A 16,940-nucleotide genomic window follows, 5' to 3' on the forward strand; every position below is an offset into this window, starting at 1 on the left:
TGGCTGTGGGATCGAATACCAATGGCCAATGCAATACAGCCAGTTGGACCGATATCGTTCAGGTTGCTGCGGGAGATTACCATACTGTGGGGCTAAGGTCAGATGGTTCTGTCGTGGCTGTGGGATCAAATACCAATGGCCAATGCAATACAGCCAGTTGGACTGATATCATCCAGGTTGCTGCGGGAGGGACTCATACCGTAGGGCTAAAGTCAGATGGTTCTGTCGTGGCTGTGGGATCCAATAGCTATGGCCAATGTAATACAGCCAGTTGGACTGATATCGTTCAGGTCGCTGCGGGAGATTATCATACCGCAGGGTTAACGTCAGATGGTTCTGTCGTGGCTGTGGGATCAAATACCAATGGCCAATGCAATACAGCCAGTTGGACCGATATCATCCAGGTTGCTGCGGGAGGGACTCATACTGTAGGGCTAAAGTCAGATGGTTCTGTTGCGGCTGTGGGATCCAATATCAATGACCAATGCAATACAGCCAGTTGGACCGATATCATTCAGATTGCTGCGGGAGATTACCATACTGTGGGGCTAAGGTCAGATGGTTCTGTCGTGGCTGTGGGATCCAATACCTATGGCCAATGCAATACAGCCAGTTGGACTGATATCATTCAGATTGCTGCTGGTGGGACTCATACCGTAGGGCTAAAATCAGACGGTTCTGTCGTGGCTGTGGGATCAAATACCTATGGCCAATGCAATACCAGCAGTTGGACCGGTATCATTCAGATTGCTGCGGGAGATTACCATACCGCAGGGCTCAGATCAGGCGGTTCTCTTGTGGCTGTGGGATCCAATAGCTATGGCCAAGGCAATACCGGCAGTTGGACTGATATCTTTCAGATTGCTGCGAAAGATTACCGTACCATAGGGCTAAAATCAGACGGTTCCGTTGTGGCTGTAGGATCGAATAGTGATAGCCAATGCAACGTATTCGACTGGACGTTATTTATTGAGGTTATTCCTGGTGACGTAGACGGTGATGGAGACGTTAGTCCTGATGATCGGGTCATTATAATGGGGGCACTTCGTAAACACACCGGCGATACCGGTTTTATCGATGAAGCTGATTACGATATGGATGGATGTATCACCTTCAATGATTATCGGATATGGTATGGATATTACAAGGATTTTACCTTGTAACCTGCTTTATGATAGCTGTCGATTGGATAGATGATAATCTAAAAAATAACATATTAGCAGGGAGCTGGAGTAATGAAGAAAGTATGGTTAATCTTATCCTTAGCAATAATTCTTATCTTTTCTGCCGTAATACCAATCCAGGCAATACCGACCGTGGGTTTAAACGTGCCTGATGGTGACATCAGACCAGGAGATAACTTTACCGTAGAGGTTTGGGCAGATGGTGACAGCATCGGTCAAGATCTCTTGGCCTTCGGTTTTAATGTTATACCGGGAGCCATTTTTCACTATAATGGCTATGCCATTCAATCCGGTTTCTCCGATGCTTCAGACCCTCTCAATCCATTTAATGTCAGTGGTTGGGGGAGTATTTCTGATGACGATGTCCTCCTGGCAACCCTTTCATTCACGAGCCTTGCTGCCGGTATGGGTAATCTCCAAGTCCAGGGACCTTACGATGGGTTATTTTATGGATTGTTTTATGAATCTGATGGATATACTATCAACACGACAGCCGATATTCCTGTTCATAATCCCCCTCCTCCGCCTGTTGATCCGCCCCCTCCTGTTGATCCCCCTCCTCCTGTACCAATAGCAGGATCAAGCACTATGGTTCTTCTGAGCTTCGGGCTTGTGATTGTCGGATTCAGGAAAAGGGGTTGGAAGGGTTAATTTATCACACTGTATTAGTGTGTGTATACAAGGGGCAGAGTCACTCGTGGCTCTGCCTTTTTTTATTTCTCCAGGACAACCCGGCTATCCCAGGAGGAGCGATAGTGAGGATGGATAATGTGTCATTGCCGAGTTAAAATGTCCAGCAGAGTGAGCTGTTCAGGCAAGCAGACGATCAGTGGATTGAAAATAGACGATCCTCGAATGCTTGCGTCTTAAAAATAGACGTATTTACCGCCCCAGTGAGTATGGGCACTTCCCCAAACGGCTTCTTTTCCTTCGTGATGAACAGAAACAACAGTATCTTATGGTAAAAATTAAAACATGGCACTGGATATGCTATAACAAGAAATGGAAGCAAGGGAAAAGGCAAATTCGAATTATTCTGCACGAAAAACCGGATACTCCCCCTCGTGAGAAACCATAAACCAATCTGCAGGAGTACACCTGGAGGGGTGTCTCATCGATTGGAGACATGGACAATCACTCAGGAGGGCAGCCCCGATAAGAATGGGGAATGTCTGCTGAAAAATCTCATGACGTTACCAGAATCAATGAATTTGACCATGTACTCTGCCAAGCGGTCTATCATACAGAAAATATCCTTGAAGGAAGGGAGGTGATACAGTATTCAGATAAGGTGCATTCATTCCATGTCTGGTGATCCAAAGAGTAAGTCATTCAAGTTTTAAATGCATTGTATATTGGGTTAAGGGAAGAAAATAAGGAGAATTACAAATTATGTACCGCAAGAACCGCATCTCCAGCATCTTTGTATTTGCATTGGCAATAACTCTGGGATTTGGATTGCTCTATACGCCTGCTACCCTGGCAGCAAACTGGATCAACCTTCCACCGTATAATACGCTATGGCCGTTATGGTCTCCGCCTCTTTCGCCGACTAACCCTCTGACCGGACTCCCCACGCCGATTGTCAGCAATCTGAAGCCGAGTACGGTATTGCCGGTACAGCCCGGTCTGACCTGGGATCCCCGCAAGACCTATCCCTGGCTGCTGTACAACACTCCGCTGGGTATGGCTTATTACGATCCCCTCTATGGTATTGATACCTGGCCTCCATCCTACCTGAAAGATCCTATTACCGGACTTCCCGCTCCGATCAACCTTTCCCTGATCAAAGGCTGGAGCCTTCTTCTGCCAACAGCGCAAAGCTGGCTGACCAACAATGTGCCGGTAGCCAACAATGCCTTTATTGCTGCCTATCCGGCCTATGCTGTCGCCTATGAGATCCTGCAGGGAGGAACCCTGGCCAGTTATCCGATCTTTGCCGCACTTCTGAATCCGCCGCCTCCATTGCAATCACTGTTGACTCCGGCTCTCATTCTGGGATTAGGACCCCTTGTTCCTTAAAAGGGATATACTTCTTATTGTAATTCCGGATTCAGGGAAAAGGACCTCCATTTTTGGGGGATTGCATTTACGGAAAAACAGCAGGAACAACACAAAGCCCGGACCGGTGCTGCAAAAGCATCCGGTCCGAGGTTTGTGAGTGTCCATCTGTCCTTACCAAATCAAGAAATTACACCACCAGCACTTGATAATAAGTAACTTTTTCGAAAAAAATAAAGGAGATCAGGTATGAAAAATTTCTGTCAATTTCTTCTATTTATCATTATCTTGACGGCAATAATGCTCATCCCGTCAGCTCAGGCTCAGGTAAGTCCCTTTTCCAGTTTTCCCAACCTGTTCTTTTGCCCATTTGCCTATTGTCCATTTCTTCCTCCGCCACTGCCCCTTGCCGCTCCTGCGACTGATTTCGGTCGCTATGCCCATGCCCCCCTGACCACTGCATCTCTCTTTCCCGCACCCGTCCTGCCCACAGCACCGGCTGCTACCGTTGGCGGGGTCGGCGTAACCTCGCTCATTCCCACGGTTTCGATTGCAGCGACGGTACCGGCCAGTCTGCTGGTCACTAATCCGCTGGCACCACTCATCACCTATACTCCCTTGAGTCTGGTGGGCCTGACGTATGCCCCGGTTCCGGCTCCAGCCCTGCCTGTTTCCATTGCCATATAGCATGAAGCTCAGCGCGGTAAATCCGCGGCCTGTACGCAAGCATTCACTCCTCTCTCCTTTTCTGGAATTTCGGCATTTGTGCCATTTTAACCGACGGGAACCGGATGACAAGGGAGGACTGAACGATTACCCTGGAGGAGGTGAAGTTTTTATTCGAAACAAGGACAGATATTCAACATCTTGGTAAATGACAATCTTTATATCAACAATTTTTTCATATTTCCTGAAGGAGAAAAAAATAGCTATGTTTTCAAAACCCAGCATGAAAAGATTACCAGCAGGAGTATTGTTCTTCACCATATTCATTGCAGCCCTGGCCCTATCATCAGCAGTTCAGGCCGTTCCCGGAGGATCCGGTGCTAACTGGGCAGCCTTGCCGCCATACAATACTCTCTGGCCCCTATGGTCGCCCGCTCTGTCACCCATTAGTGCAATAACCGGATTTCCCACTCCGATAGTGACTAACCTGGCTCCATCTACGGTACTTCCCGTGCAGCCTGGTTTGACCTGGGATCCGGCAAGACTTTATCCCTGGCTTTTGTACAACACTCCGGCTGGCATGGCCTATTACGATCCTCTCTACGGAATCAATCTCTGGCCGCCGAGCTATTTAACCCTCGGCCCTATCGCCCTGCCTCCCAATTATGCCAACCTGGCGCCGACCAGCAGCCTCTGGCTCAGCACGTATGTACCCCTTGCCAATGCGCTCTACCTGAAATCCCTGCCCAAATTCTCCTCCCTGCCATCCGCACCGGTAACTGCCCCCACGGTCATTCCTCCTGTTCCTCCCGTGCCTCCTGTCCCGGTTGTTCCCACAGCTACCCTGGCTGCGGTTCCCCCGGTACCTCCGGTGCCGACAACCTTTATTCCTCCGGTGCCGCCGGTACCGACAACGACTCCCCCTGCTCCTGTTCCTCCTCTTTTGACTCCGACGGCGATTATTTGATGAGGTCAGGAACCAGCGCATACCGCTGTGTTTTATGATCGTGCTCGATAACACAACAGGGTCTGTCTTTACGACAGACCCTGCTTGTTTTTTGGGAATAGCTGGAATTGAGCAGCCCTGTTCCCGAATATTTTCCCGGCCTTAACCGTTTAATCCAGGCACGAGGGCTGACCAAAAAACTTTGCTGTCAGACAGGACACATCTTCCGGGCTTACCTTCCCATCCTGGTTAACATCGGCACACTCAGGACACGTGCCATTACCCAGGTAGCAATTAAAGATAATCCCGGCATCCTTCATGGTAACTGTTCCGTCACCATCAATATCTCCGTTGCACTGAGGGGGAATACTCAAAATGCCGCCGGTTGCAGAGAACCAGCCGATATCATCTCCAAGATTTTCCAGTTGCAGGAAATAGCCCTGATTTTCCTGGCCGCCCGCAGTCCTGAATTTCAACCTGACCAGATAGCCGCTTGCTCCTTTGAGGACGCCTCCTGCAGGAGATGATCCGCTTATCCTGATCCTGCCGGGGCAAAGAAGCTTGACATCAAAGGTCGGGAAAGAGCCTGCCAGATTCCCCGGCTCGAAGCTTCCGGTATAGGTCAAGCTTTCCGGGTTATAAATGACGTCAAAGCCAAAGGTATGGACAGCATTCGGTGCTGACTGGATCCTTACCGGAATCAGAATATCCTGTCCTGCCTTACCTGGAGTCCCCTGGATATCCAGTTGACCTGTCTCGTTTTCCACCTGTCCCTGCGAACTGCAAACGGCTGTGCTGTCCCCTCCCTGACAATTATCATCCTGGCCATTACAGGGAATTTCAGGAGCGGTGGGATGAACGTTCCGGTCTGCATCGTTACAATCGGTGCTGTTGGCAACATAGCCGTCAGGAGCTGCCGAGCATGCCTGAATGCTTGAGGAAGCATCGCCATAGCCGTCTCCATCGCTATCCGTATAGTAGGTATTCATGGCGATACCTTCGTCCGTCTGACCATCACAGTCATTGTCCTTCCCATCGCAGACCTCATTCTGAGGCTGCGGTGCAGTGCAGCCGACCCACTGGCCGCTCTGGCAGGTTTCCATTCCGCTTCCACAGACAGTCGAGCAGGGCCTGGTCAGGCCTTCATCCGTCTGACCGTCCAGGTCATTATCCTTCCCATCACAGATCTCGGCCTCGGGCTGCGGTGCATTGCACCCCACCCACTGACCGCTCTGACAGGTTTCTGTTCCCTGACCATTGCCACAGGGCCTGGTCAGGCCTTCATCCGTCTGACCATCACAGTCATTGTCCTTCCCATCGCAGACTTCAGCCTCGGACTGTGGTGCATTACACCCGACCCACTGGCCGCTCTGACAGGTTTCTGTTCCAGTACCACAAGCAGTCGAGCAGAGCCTGATCAGGCCTTCATCCGTCTGACCATCACAGTCATTGTCCTTCCCATCACAGATCTCATCTTCGGGCTGCGGTGCAGTGCACCCGATCCACTGGCCGCTCTGACAGGTTTCCAATCCAGCACCACAGGCAGTTAAGCAGGGCCTTGTCAGGTCTTCATCCGTCTGACCGTCCAGGTCATTGTCCTTCCCATCACAGATCTCATCTTCGGGCTGCGGTGCAGTGCACCCGATCCACTGGCCGCTCTGACAGGTTTCTACTCCCTGACCATTGCTACAGGGCCTGGTCAGGCCTTCATCCGTCTGGTTGTCACAATCATTATCCTTCCCATCGCAGATCTCGGCCTCAGGCTGCGGTGCAGTGCACCCGACCCACTGGCCGCTCTGGCAGGTTTCCAATCCAGCACCACAGGCAGTATCGCAGGGCCTTGTCAAATTCTCGTCTACCTGGCCATCACAGTCATTGTCATTCCCATCACAGATCTCACTCTGGGGCTGCGGTGCAGTGCACCCGACCCACTGGCCGCTCTGGCAGGTTTCCAATCCAGCACCACAGGCAGTATCGCAGGGCCTTGTCAAATTCTCGTCCACCTGGCCGTCTAAATCATTATCCTGGCCATCGCAGACTTCCTCATGCTGCTCTCCGCATGCTCCGGTATGGGCTATGCTCACCAAATTTGCAGCAGCCAGGCACCAGTTACCATAGGTCTGGCCGTCACACCCACAGACCGGATCGGATACATCCGGACATGGAGTCCTGGGTGAGCTTGAGCAGACTCCCTGTCCAGTGCAATCCCCGATTTTCCTCTGGCAGAAATCTCCATCTCCTGTGCACTGGTCATTATCCCGGCATCCTGCTGCACCAAAAGCGTAGATCCGGTAATCATAACTTGCAATATAGAGGGTGCTGTCAGCACCAATGGCTGGCGAGGAATAGATCTGACCTCTGGTCCGGTAGCTCCAGACCAGGCTGCTATCGGGTCTCAGTGCATAAATCCGGCCGTCGAGGCTTCCGATGTAGATTGTGCCATCAACTCCCAGGGCCGGAGAAGAATAAACAGCACCACCAGTCTGGTAACTCCACTTCAGCCTGCCATCCGGCTTTATGGCATAAACCTTGCTGTCATGGCTTCCGATATAGACTATGCCATCACTTCCTATGGCTGGCGATGAATGAACCTGGTCACGGGTTCGGAATGTCCATTTCAGGATAGGATTATCGCCTTTAACTTCCAGGGCATATACTGCACCGTCCTCACTTGCGATGTAAATCGTATTGTTGGTTCCTACAGCCAAGCCGACCAGGGAGGATGGCGTGCCATTTTCGCTGACTGGATAATTCCAGCGCAGGCTTCCATCAGGCCTGAAGGCGTAGAGCCTGCCATCAGCGCCTGCTGCATAGATTGTGCCATCCGGTCCGAGAGCCGGCGAGGAATACAGGTAGAGGGGGGCAGTCTGACTGGCCCAGAGAACCGTACCATCCTGAGGAGCGAGGGCATAAATTTTTCCATCATGATTTCCGATATAAATCGTGCCGTCCTGCCCGATGACCGGTGAGGACTCGGTTTGATATCCGGTCGGGCTGTCCCACTTCTTGCTGCCATCCGGTTTTACGGCATGGACTATGCCATCGTAGCTTCCCACATAAATCGTACCGTCCGCTCCGATAGCCGGTGAGGCATAAATTTTATCTGTGGCCTGATATTTCCAGAGCAGACCGCCGCTCTCCGGTTTCAGGGCATACAGTTTACTGTCCAGTCCTGCGATATAGACTGTGCCGTCCATGCCTATGACCGGCGAGGAGTAGATCTTATCCGCAGTCTGGTATCTCCATTTCAGGGTGCCGGTCTGGGCTCCAAGATAAGGGCTCTGGCCAGTGCGGCCTGAATTGTACCCCCGGCATGGCCAGGCACTTTCGGCCATTCCCTGGGCAAAAGCAGTTCCCATTGCGGCTACAGCCAGCGTGAATACCACAGCCGTGGTTATAAAAAATAAAATTCCCTTTAACCTGCAATAACTTCTCATAAACCCTTTCCTTCTCTAATTACGCATGGTGAGTCATGCTAACCTGGTAATTCCTGCAATCCCGGTGATTAATTTACTTGAGATACGCTATTCATCAAGTCCATTACCATACCTCTTGTCTGCGATCCGGTAATCACCTCCCCGAAAGTCCCGGTAAAGGTACATAAGCTGTTCCCATCAAGTTGTCATATTGAGTTGCCATAGTAATTGTCAAAATTATCAGTCAAAGTCTGATACATTTCCCCCTTAATAATTATTGCAAGAATCCAGCCAGTTGTCTTTGCCGCTCTCCTGTCGGCATGGGTGCCGCTAACCGACATTGCCGAGCCAACCGGCTGAGTACGGAGGGAACTCCCGCAAAGTAACTTACCTATCTTGAGGATGGTAAGCCTATCCAATTTCCATTACTATGCATATGATAACCAAAATTGAGGACCAGGGTCAATCAAATCTGCGGAATTATTACCTTATAGTGTTTTTTTATAAATCTGCGGGGCTGACCTCCCGCTTGGCGAGTTCAATAGACCTGTAGAGGCGTGGCCGCACGATCGGACAAATGAAGGTATGAGCTGGAAGGCAGATTTTGCCAGGGCGGGAGATAATGGAAAAGAACTCTATAATTTGTGCCTGAAGTAGCGGACGGTTGCCGCCGATGGTATTATTAATTAAGGAATACGCAAGCAAGTAATTACCGGAAGGCAATACCGGTAAGTAAGGCTGCAACTTTCACCAGAAGGGGGAGTCCTGGACATGGAACAGTTTGATATCGATGCCTATGCCCCAAAGCAGATGGCTGCACGGGTGGAAAAGGCCGGGGTCACCAAAGGCAGCATGGATTTTTTTTCAACTCTTGTCCTGGCCAAAATGGCTGGAGCCTTTATCGGTTTTGGATCGGCGCTGTATATTTACGTGATTCACGACTCCACCCTGAGCTTAGGGCTGACCAAACTCATTGGCGGTCTGGTGTTCTGTCTCGGCCTGATTCTGGTAGTCGTTGCCGGAGCGGAGCTGTTCACGGGAAATAATCTGATCGTCATGGCCTACGTCAGCCGCAAGGTCAGCCTGAGTCAGCTTTTTCGCAATTGGGGCATTGTCTTTACCGGCAACCTTATCGGCTCGCTGACCATCGTGCTCCTGATCTTCCTGAGCGGCCACTGGATGGCGGGAGGGGCGGCGGTAGGAGCCAAAACGCTCCTGATTGCCAATGAAAAGGTGAACTTAAGCCTTTGTCAGACATTTTCCCGGGGAATTCTGTGTAATATGCTGGTCTGTCTGGCTGTCTGGCTCTGTTTCAGCGGCCGGTCCGTAACTGATAAAATCCTGGCCATTATCTTTCCGGTCATGGCTTTTGTCACTCTGGGATTCGAGCACTCGGTAGCCAATATGTATTTCATTCCGGCAGGTCTTCTGGTCAAACATAATCCGGTAATCGTGGCCAGGGCACAAACCATGCTCGGTGCAGTTCCTCTGGACCTTTCGAGACTGACCATATCCGGCTTTCTCCTGAATAATCTTCTTCCCGTTACTATCGGCAATATCATTGGCGGGAGCCTGCTGGTAGCCGCCATCTACTGGTTCGTATACCTGAGAGGCTCGGCGGCTGAACCTGTCCGGCGCTGTATGACCGGCGGACCGCCCACGGTCGCACCCCATACTTCGATTGCCGAAGCTGCCAGGGTCATGGGAGAGCATGCCTCCGGCAGTGTTCTGGTAGGCGAGACCGGAAAAGCTTTAGGTATTCTCAGTGAAAAGGACATTGTTCATAAGGTCATAGCGGCCGGCAGGGACCCGGCGGCAGTGACCGTAGATCAGGTCATGAGCACTCCCCTGATCTCGGTGGACATCAGGGCATCCGCCTATGAGGTTTACCGTACTATGGCCAAACACCAGATCCGACACCTGCTGGTGACCAGAGAGGGACAGCAGGTCGGTTTTGTATCCGTCAGGGATATACTGAAAAATCCAATAATCTGAGTCAGAAGTCAGGGGAGAGTGGTCAGTGATCAGCAGTTACAATTACAGTACCAGGCCGAGGGAAAGGGAGAAGATATTGTTGTCGTAGTCCGTTGCCGGTTGATCCCCTCCGGATTCTCGATGCCTGTTCTCGTACTTGAAGTCCGTAGCCAGCCACTCCTGGATCTGATATCTCAGACCGAGATGCCAGGCATAGATCGAATCCCTGCGGGGATGTTGGTACTTATCGAACTCATAGGTAAATCCTGAGAGAACCTTCACCTTGTAGGTCAGTTGATGATCCAAAGAGATTCTGACCTGATTCAGGGTATATCTATTGAATTCTTCTTCGGACCAGGAATACTCCCGCTGACCCCTTTCAAGTCCAAATGCAAACCTGGTACGGTCAGATGCCCGATGGGTGAGATCAACCATAGCCACTGCCGTATCGATACTGTCTCTCTCCCGATATTTCTTCCAGGAGAATCCGGCCCTGATCTGGCCGGAGAGCTTGGCCGTTGCATCCCAGCGCAGCCCCGGTCCTACGGTCCAGGTTTCGGAATCATCGGAATCTCTCCTGTCATCCCGATAATCACTCTGATAATAGTGGCCAGAGACAAAGGCAACCGTCTTTGGTTTAATCCGGACGTTGATCGAAGTCTCATAATGATCTTCATCCCGGTTGTCCAGACTGTTGATGCTGTTATTCAGACTGCTGGAGTCATCCTTGTATCGATAGGTATTGAGGTTATATGAGAGATCCAACCTGAGATTATCGTTAAGGTTGATTCCCAATTTGGAAGTCCATCTGTTTTCCGTGCGCATGCGGCGGGATTCCGTCAGTTCGGCAGGCTCATCACTCCTGTTCTGAACATGGCCAAGGTCAAGAGTGAGCTGTCTGCCTCCCTGTCCAAACAGAAAATTCCCCCTGGTGGAAAGCTGCCGTCCCCGATAATTCCATGCATCATGGTCATGGTAGCGAATGAAGTTTAATAACCAGTCACCATTGATCGTATGCTGACGGATTGGCCATTCCACCTTGAGGCCGGGGGAATAAGCTGTCACCCAATCACTGCCGCGGTTAGGATTGTCCACATCAACCATCTTGTAATAGGTTCGCCTCGTCAGAAAGCCGGGATGGATTTCCATCTGACCCAAATGAATGTTGCCAACCGCCCAGGATTCCGGGGCTGAAAAAAGTAACAGAAAAACAATCAGAACAGGCGCTCTCCGCCACCACATGCCCTTTAATCCAAATTTATTACCTTTGGTCATCCAGCAAACTCCTTAATATTCGATATGGAATTACCCGTGAATGGCTATAAGGGGAAAAGAAGTCAGGAGTCAGGAGTCAGGAGTCAGAATAAATACTCTGCTCTCCCGGCTCCGATTCACTGCTCACTGACTACTGAAAACTTGCTTTTTCCTGACCACTGACCACTGATCACTGACCACTCTCTCCTGACTCCTGACTCCTGACTCCTGACTCCTGCCTTTTTAAAACTCCACTCTGACCCGGTAGGTCAGCTTTGCCTCTCCCCTGGCTGGCACGGGCACGGAAAAGCCGATTTTGTAAGCATCCAATCGTTCATGGGGATGAGAGCTGCTCAGAACCCTCCACTCACCCTGCACCGGCTCGATCACCTGAACCACAACCTTCTCGTCCCGCCGGTTTCGCAAGTCAACCTGCCAACTGCTCTCATACACCTGAGCGGCCACCTTCTGCCACTCCATTTGCCTGTGTACTCCCACCACGTCGAAGGCGCTGCCGATCCGGATCCGCACAGTCTCGTCAACCGGCGTATCCTTGATGCGGTCCTCGCCGGTGAACTCAAAATACCCACCGCTGTCAGCCTGATAGACCTTGATTGCCCCCTGGGGAAGAGGAAGGCCAAGGTGATTCGCTTTCTTGTTTTCCAGCTTTACATATACCTGGGCAGGTCTTGGCGGCGGCTCCCGCAAGTCCCGCTGGCTTCGCTGAAAGATTCCCTCTCCGGGAAAGATATACTCCTTGTGAATGGGAATTTGCGCGGCCTCGATAAACGAAATCTGGGTTGTCTGCTGATCTTTCAGGGTTGACGGCCGGTCGAGCGTATACATATGGTATTCGGCAAATGCCTCCTCCCTGAAAGGGGCCTGGGCAGCAGCTTCTGTATCGAGACTTTCGGCAGCCATTTTCATCCGCCTGACGCCGTATTTGACTTCTTCCGGACGCTGCACTTCTCCGGCCACCAGCTTGATCCTTGCTTCAGGAAAGGTGATGCCGCTCTGGTTGTCGATAGTTACCCAACTGAAGAGGACCCCTGATGCCGCCTTCTGATCGAGCCGTAAAACGTAATTGGCCGTCCAGTTCAAGCCGCGCGACAGGTAGGATACGGCAAACGGTTTTTCCTGCGCCCTTTTGTGCGGATTTTTCACCAGCCACCGCAGAGTCGGACGCTCCACCATGTGCTCAGGAACCTGGGGCAATACCGCGGTGCCAGCCGGATATCCCAGGTAAATCTCTCCCTTTATCCGGTAAATCGGCTGATTATTATTGAAGCTCACCAATTCCGCTTCCAGCAGGTTCTTATCACCTGTCCTGGGATTTACTTCCAGAATCCCGAGCTGCTTTCCCACATACTGCTTCAGCAGGTTCTCCTGAGTAATCAGATCATATTCAAACTTCTGTTCCAGGATTTTGATTTCCTGGTTTCGGGTATCGATAAATACGGTCTCCGGCTCGATCTGGGCAGGCACATCCATGAACAGGATTTCCTGCCTCTCTTCGGAGGAAAGCGCAATGGTCCGCTCCTCCCTGATCAGGCCGTAATTCCGGTTGTAAATGGTCAGTGCCAGCGAGGACCTGTTTTCCCCGGTGCTCCGGGTGAGCGGGCTTTTCGGATACCCTGATTGCGGATACGCCAAGATGAGAATAATGAAGGATAACAGGCCGAAGGCAAATCCTGTCCTGGTTTGATGGTTCATCGATTTCTCTCCTCCCCGTGGATACGTTTTCTCTGCTGGTCAGAAAAATTAATTCGATTTTATACTCTTCCTACTATATCACAAAGTCTGACTTTTTAAAAAAAATTCTTTGCCGCAGCAAGCTGGAAAACCTCCTCTCTTCCTCTTGCCATTATTGCCATTTACGGGTATAATCATCTCACTCTATTGGAATCGTACCGGAGATGAAGTTTCACCTAATCAAATGAACAGGGAATTCATTTATCGAGCCAGGGTTCTGAAACCATTATGATCGATTTGCATTGTCATATCCTGCCCGGTCTGGATGACGGAGCAAAGGATACGGAAGAATCTCTCCGCATGTGCTCCTGTGCAGCGGCAGACGGAATCAGAAAGATCGTGGCTACTCCCCATACCATGAATGGTGTGTATGTCAACGAGACTTCGGCTATCAAACAGGCCGTGGGAGAATTGAATGGTCTTCTGGCCGCGGAACACATCCCACTTGAGATCTTGCCGGGTGCGGACGTCCATGTCAACCCGAACCTCCTGAAGCTGATCGAAGAGGGTCAGGTCACGACGATCAACGACAACCAGCGGTACATGCTGGTGGAACTGCCCCATCAACTGGTTCCTCCGAACCTCAAAAATATGGTCTTCGAGCTGGTCCTGCAGGGGATTACCCCTATCCTCACCCATCCGGAGCGAAATTCGATCCTGCAAACCGACATCGACCTGATTTACGAACTGGTAATGCAGGGCATGCTGATCCAGATTACTTCCCTCAGCCTGACCGGAGAGTTCGGACCACGGGCAGAGGACTGCTGCCATAAGTTACTCAAGCATAACCTGGTGCATGTCATAGCCACGGATGCCCACTCATCCAGGGTCCGGCCTCCCATTCTTTCCGCTTCCGTAGAGGCGGCCGGCAGGATTATCGGTGAAGCGGAGGCACGTGCTCTGGTGACCGCAAATCCCGAGGCTATTGTCCAGGGAAATGATCTCCCTGATCTGAAGGAGCCGGAAAAACCCAAACGGTCCTTTTTCCAGCGGATATTCGGTTAAGTATACGATCGGCAGATACATGGAACCATCACCCATAACCGCAATACCTTCATCCGCTCATCCTCCTTCCGGGCAACTGTCATCCGGACGGCTCATCCTGACCATTGTGCTTCTGGTGGTTCTGGGCAGTTTCTGTTATGCCAATTCCCTGAAAAACTCCCTGCTCCAGTGGGATGACCATCACTATCTCATGGATAATCCTTATATCCACACCATCTCCTGGCCGAATATCAAAGCCATCCTGACCAAGCCCTACTTTAAAAATTATTCTCCGCTCCATATCCTTTCCTACCAGATAGACTATCATTTCTGGAAATTCCGGCCCGAAGGCTACCGGATGGTGAACATTCTACTCCACCTTGCCAGTACCATTCTGATTTTTCTCCTGATCTTCGAGTGGTACCAGACCTATTCGGTGGCTTTGACCACAGCGGCCATCTTTGCCGTGCATACCATCCATGTGGAATCCGTGGTCTGGATATCGGCGCGGAAAGATGTTCTGTCCGCCCTGTTCTTCTTTCTTTCCCTGTACGGGTACAGCCGGTTCAGCCGGTTCCGGGACATGCGGCATCGGGGAAGAGCACAATGGTCCTGGTATGCACTATCCCTGGCGGCGGCATGTCTGGCTTTACTCAGTAAGCCGGTGACCGTCATGCTCCCCCTGATTCTCGTACTGCACGAGCTGTGCTTTCGCCGGGAAGAGAAGCCGTTCCGGTGGCGGGCGATCCTTCCCTTTTTCCTTCTCGCCGCTCTTCTGGCCGCAGTTACCTACCGGGCGCAGAGCGCGGAAGTCATGCATTATGTGGGCAACAGCTTTGCGCTCTCCGTGCTTTTGACCGGGAAAATCCTGGTCCTCTATCTTGGAAAGCTGCTTCTTCCCCTCGGCCTGTCCAGCCGCTACGTATTTCCCGTGAGCAAACTGTCGGACCTTTTCACCCTCTCCTCGCTTTTGGCCGCAGCTCTTCTGCTGCTCTTTCTGGGAGGGCTCGTCTTTCTGTGGCGGCGGAACAGGTCTCTGGCCTTTCCCGGCTGCTGGTTCCTGATCACCCTTGCGCCGGTAGCCAATCTTGTCCCCACCAGCACCCAGATGGCAGACCGCTATATGTACCTGCCTTCGGTAGGCTATGGTCTGGCGATCGGGCTTGTAGCCTTTGCTGTAAGCAGGCGGGTGCGGTTACGGGAGAGGGGGAGGCGACTGCTCCAGACCGCCATTATCCTTGCGGTGGCGGGCATGGTTGTACTCTACGGATCACTGACCCTGACCAGAAACCGCGTCTGGCGCACTGACCGCACCCTGTGGGAAGATGCCCTGGCCAAGGATCCCGGCAATTACTGGGCGGCCACTTTTCTGGCCAATACCTATATGACCGAAGCCCAAAAGAGCCGGGATGCTCAGGAGAGAGAAAAGAACCTCAAGCAGGCCAAGGCCCTGTTTCTCCAGGCTATCCGACAGGAGCCCTCGTTCGCTCAGGCATTATTGGGAATGGGCAGCGCCCTGCTCGATGAAGGAAATGCCCAGGAAGCCATTACCTACTTATGGCAGGCCAGGATGTGGAGCAACGAACTGGATCAGTCCCTGCGGATCGAGCACAATCTCGGAGTCGCCTACATCAAGACCAATCAATTCAGGGCTGCGGAAGAGGTCTTCACCTCCATCACCCGGAAAGACCCGGCCTTCGTTCCCGCTTACTTCTCCCTGGGCAAGCTCTACTTATGCTTCGGCACCAGTGAAGGGTATCAAAAGGCGGCTGAGCAGTACCGCCGGGCAATCGCGGTTTCACCCCGGGATCCGCAAGGCTACTTCTATCTGGGCATAACTCAGGAGCTTCTGGGAGACTGTTCCCAGGCCCTGGTCAATTACCGGGAGGCGCTCCGGCTGGCCGCAGAAGAGGCTTCATCTGCAAGCAGGATGATGGTCAGTCCGGCAGATATCCACCTCAGCCTGGCCGGGCTCTACCATCGCCTCCAGGACTATCCGAAAGCGATCGAGCACTACCGCGAGTTCCTGCGGCTCGATCCCCAAAACCCCAGGGCTGAATTCGTCCGGTCGGTTATCCTCTCGCTCGGCGGATGAAAAGCCGGTAAAAAAATTGTCCCTTCTCCCCTCTAATCCAGGGAGAAGGGACAAAAAGCAATATCAGTTATCTCAAGCAGAGCTATCAAATTACCGGCGGTAATAAGGTAGCTGCAAATGAACCTGTCCCGATAACCGTGGTGCTATTGATCTGCGTATAAGTACCGGTCATTTCAGTGGGAGAGGTAAGTGTGCAAACCAGGTCAAGCTGAATGGTCTGGCTGCCAATTCCGATAGCGGAACCGGAAAGAATGATCTGGGTGTTGAGTATCTCTCCAGTTACCGGTACCAGGACTCCAAGGTTCGGGTTACCCAGCATCTGTACATAACCGGTAACAGTGGTTGTTAATACCGGATCTACAACAAGATTCAACGTCATAGGCCCTGTGACATAGGCTACCGTCTTTGTGGAACCGGACCAGGTACCTGACCATGTTCCAGCTTGTTCGGCAAGACCGTATCTCAGGCTCAAGCCACCCAGTCCGCCATACAGCCCGCCAAGGCCATAGAGCCCGCCAAGGCCGTACAGGCCATAGAGGCCACCACCCAGTCCGTACATACTGCCATACAGGCCGCCAAGGCCATACAGGCTGCCATACAGCCCGCCACCGTACAGGCCATACAGCCCGCCACCATACAGGCCATACATGCTGCCATACAGCCCGCCA

The 16,940-nt window shown here is 51.9% G+C and carries 12 protein-coding genes; 8 read left to right on the plus strand and 4 right to left on the minus strand.

Features of this window, described 5'->3' with window-relative positions:
- From AB1611_21155 to AB1611_21175, 5 genes are all read left to right on the plus strand, one after another.
- Positions 1–1,163, plus strand: a 1,163-nt coding sequence (locus AB1611_21155; protein ID MEW6382091.1) for a hypothetical protein, incomplete at its 5' end; no start/stop codon positions are given.
- A 72-nt stretch (positions 1,164–1,235) separates the two neighbouring features.
- Positions 1,236–1,835 carry a hypothetical protein gene (locus AB1611_21160; GenBank protein ID MEW6382092.1) on the plus strand — a complete coding sequence of 200 codons (600 nt, stop codon included), beginning with the start codon at positions 1,236–1,238 and terminating at the stop codon, positions 1,833–1,835.
- 741 nt (positions 1,836–2,576) lie between these two features.
- Positions 2,577–3,206 (plus strand): hypothetical protein, encoded by a 630-nt coding sequence (locus AB1611_21165; protein MEW6382093.1) that lies wholly within the window; start codon positions 2,577–2,579, stop codon positions 3,204–3,206.
- 228 nt (positions 3,207–3,434) lie between these two features.
- Positions 3,435–3,872 carry a hypothetical protein gene (locus AB1611_21170; protein ID MEW6382094.1) on the plus strand — a complete coding sequence of 146 codons (438 nt, stop codon included), beginning with the start codon at positions 3,435–3,437 and terminating at the stop codon, positions 3,870–3,872.
- Between the two features lie 262 nt (positions 3,873–4,134).
- The gene (locus tag AB1611_21175; protein ID MEW6382095.1) at positions 4,135–4,818 is read left to right on the plus strand and encodes a hypothetical protein; all 684 of its coding nucleotides are present in this window, start codon (positions 4,135–4,137) and stop codon (positions 4,816–4,818) included.
- A 149-nt stretch (positions 4,819–4,967) separates the two neighbouring features.
- On the opposite strand, the gene AB1611_21180 is transcribed toward AB1611_21175, so the two are convergent.
- The gene (locus AB1611_21180; GenBank protein ID MEW6382096.1) at positions 4,968–8,234 is read right to left on the minus strand and encodes a PQQ-binding-like beta-propeller repeat protein; all 3,267 of its coding nucleotides are present in this window, start codon (positions 8,232–8,234) and stop codon (positions 4,968–4,970) included.
- A 750-nt stretch (positions 8,235–8,984) separates the two neighbouring features.
- On the opposite strand from AB1611_21180, the gene AB1611_21185 reads away from it, so the two are divergent.
- Positions 8,985–10,208: a formate/nitrite family transporter gene (locus tag AB1611_21185; protein ID MEW6382097.1), complete on the plus strand. Its 1,224-nt coding sequence runs from the start codon at positions 8,985–8,987 to the stop codon at positions 10,206–10,208.
- Between the two features lie 42 nt (positions 10,209–10,250).
- On the opposite strand, the gene AB1611_21190 is transcribed toward AB1611_21185, so the two are convergent.
- A complete protein-coding gene (locus tag AB1611_21190; protein MEW6382098.1) occupies positions 10,251–11,462 on the minus strand; it encodes an outer membrane beta-barrel protein in 1,212 nt (403 codons plus the stop codon).
- 222 nt (positions 11,463–11,684) lie between these two features.
- Entirely contained in the window at positions 11,685–13,154 is a 1,470-nt protein-coding gene (locus AB1611_21195; GenBank protein MEW6382099.1) for a DUF4139 domain-containing protein, read from the minus strand.
- 267 nt (positions 13,155–13,421) lie between these two features.
- Here AB1611_21195 and AB1611_21200 point away from each other — a divergent pair, with 267 nt between their 5' ends.
- Together AB1611_21200 and AB1611_21205 are read left to right on the plus strand one after the other, a co-directional pair.
- Positions 13,422–14,198 carry a CpsB/CapC family capsule biosynthesis tyrosine phosphatase gene (locus AB1611_21200; GenBank protein MEW6382100.1) on the plus strand — a complete coding sequence of 259 codons (777 nt, stop codon included), beginning with the start codon at positions 13,422–13,424 and terminating at the stop codon, positions 14,196–14,198.
- A 19-nt stretch (positions 14,199–14,217) separates the two neighbouring features.
- Positions 14,218–16,272, plus strand: a complete 2,055-nt coding sequence (locus AB1611_21205; GenBank protein MEW6382101.1) for a tetratricopeptide repeat protein — start codon at positions 14,218–14,220, stop codon at positions 16,270–16,272.
- 85 nt (positions 16,273–16,357) lie between these two features.
- Here AB1611_21205 and AB1611_21210 read toward each other — a convergent pair.
- Positions 16,358–16,940, minus strand: a 583-nt coding sequence (locus AB1611_21210) for a hypothetical protein (GenBank protein MEW6382102.1), incomplete at its 5' end; no start/stop codon positions are given.

Source organism: bacterium, from assembly GCA_040755755.1.
Classification (GTDB): domain Bacteria; phylum SZUA-182; class SZUA-182; order DTGQ01; family DTGQ01; genus DTGQ01.

Coding starts and splice junctions, on each gene's coding strand:
- AB1611_21160 (MEW6382092.1), top strand. CDS start 1,236: ATGAAGAAAGTATGGTTAATCTTATCCTTAGCAATAATTCTTATCTTT.
- AB1611_21165 (MEW6382093.1), top strand. CDS start 2,577: ATGTACCGCAAGAACCGCATCTCCAGCATCTTTGTATTTGCATTGGCA.
- AB1611_21170 (MEW6382094.1), top strand. CDS start 3,435: ATGAAAAATTTCTGTCAATTTCTTCTATTTATCATTATCTTGACGGCA.
- AB1611_21175 (MEW6382095.1), top strand. CDS start 4,135: ATGAAAAGATTACCAGCAGGAGTATTGTTCTTCACCATATTCATTGCA.
- AB1611_21180 (MEW6382096.1), bottom strand. CDS start 8,234: ATGAGAAGTTATTGCAGGTTAAAGGGAATTTTATTTTTTATAACCACG.
- AB1611_21185 (MEW6382097.1), top strand. CDS start 8,985: ATGGAACAGTTTGATATCGATGCCTATGCCCCAAAGCAGATGGCTGCA.
- AB1611_21190 (MEW6382098.1), bottom strand. CDS start 11,462: ATGACCAAAGGTAATAAATTTGGATTAAAGGGCATGTGGTGGCGGAGA.
- AB1611_21195 (MEW6382099.1), bottom strand. CDS start 13,154: ATGAACCATCAAACCAGGACAGGATTTGCCTTCGGCCTGTTATCCTTC.
- AB1611_21200 (MEW6382100.1), top strand. CDS start 13,422: ATGATCGATTTGCATTGTCATATCCTGCCCGGTCTGGATGACGGAGCA.
- AB1611_21205 (MEW6382101.1), top strand. CDS start 14,218: ATGGAACCATCACCCATAACCGCAATACCTTCATCCGCTCATCCTCCT.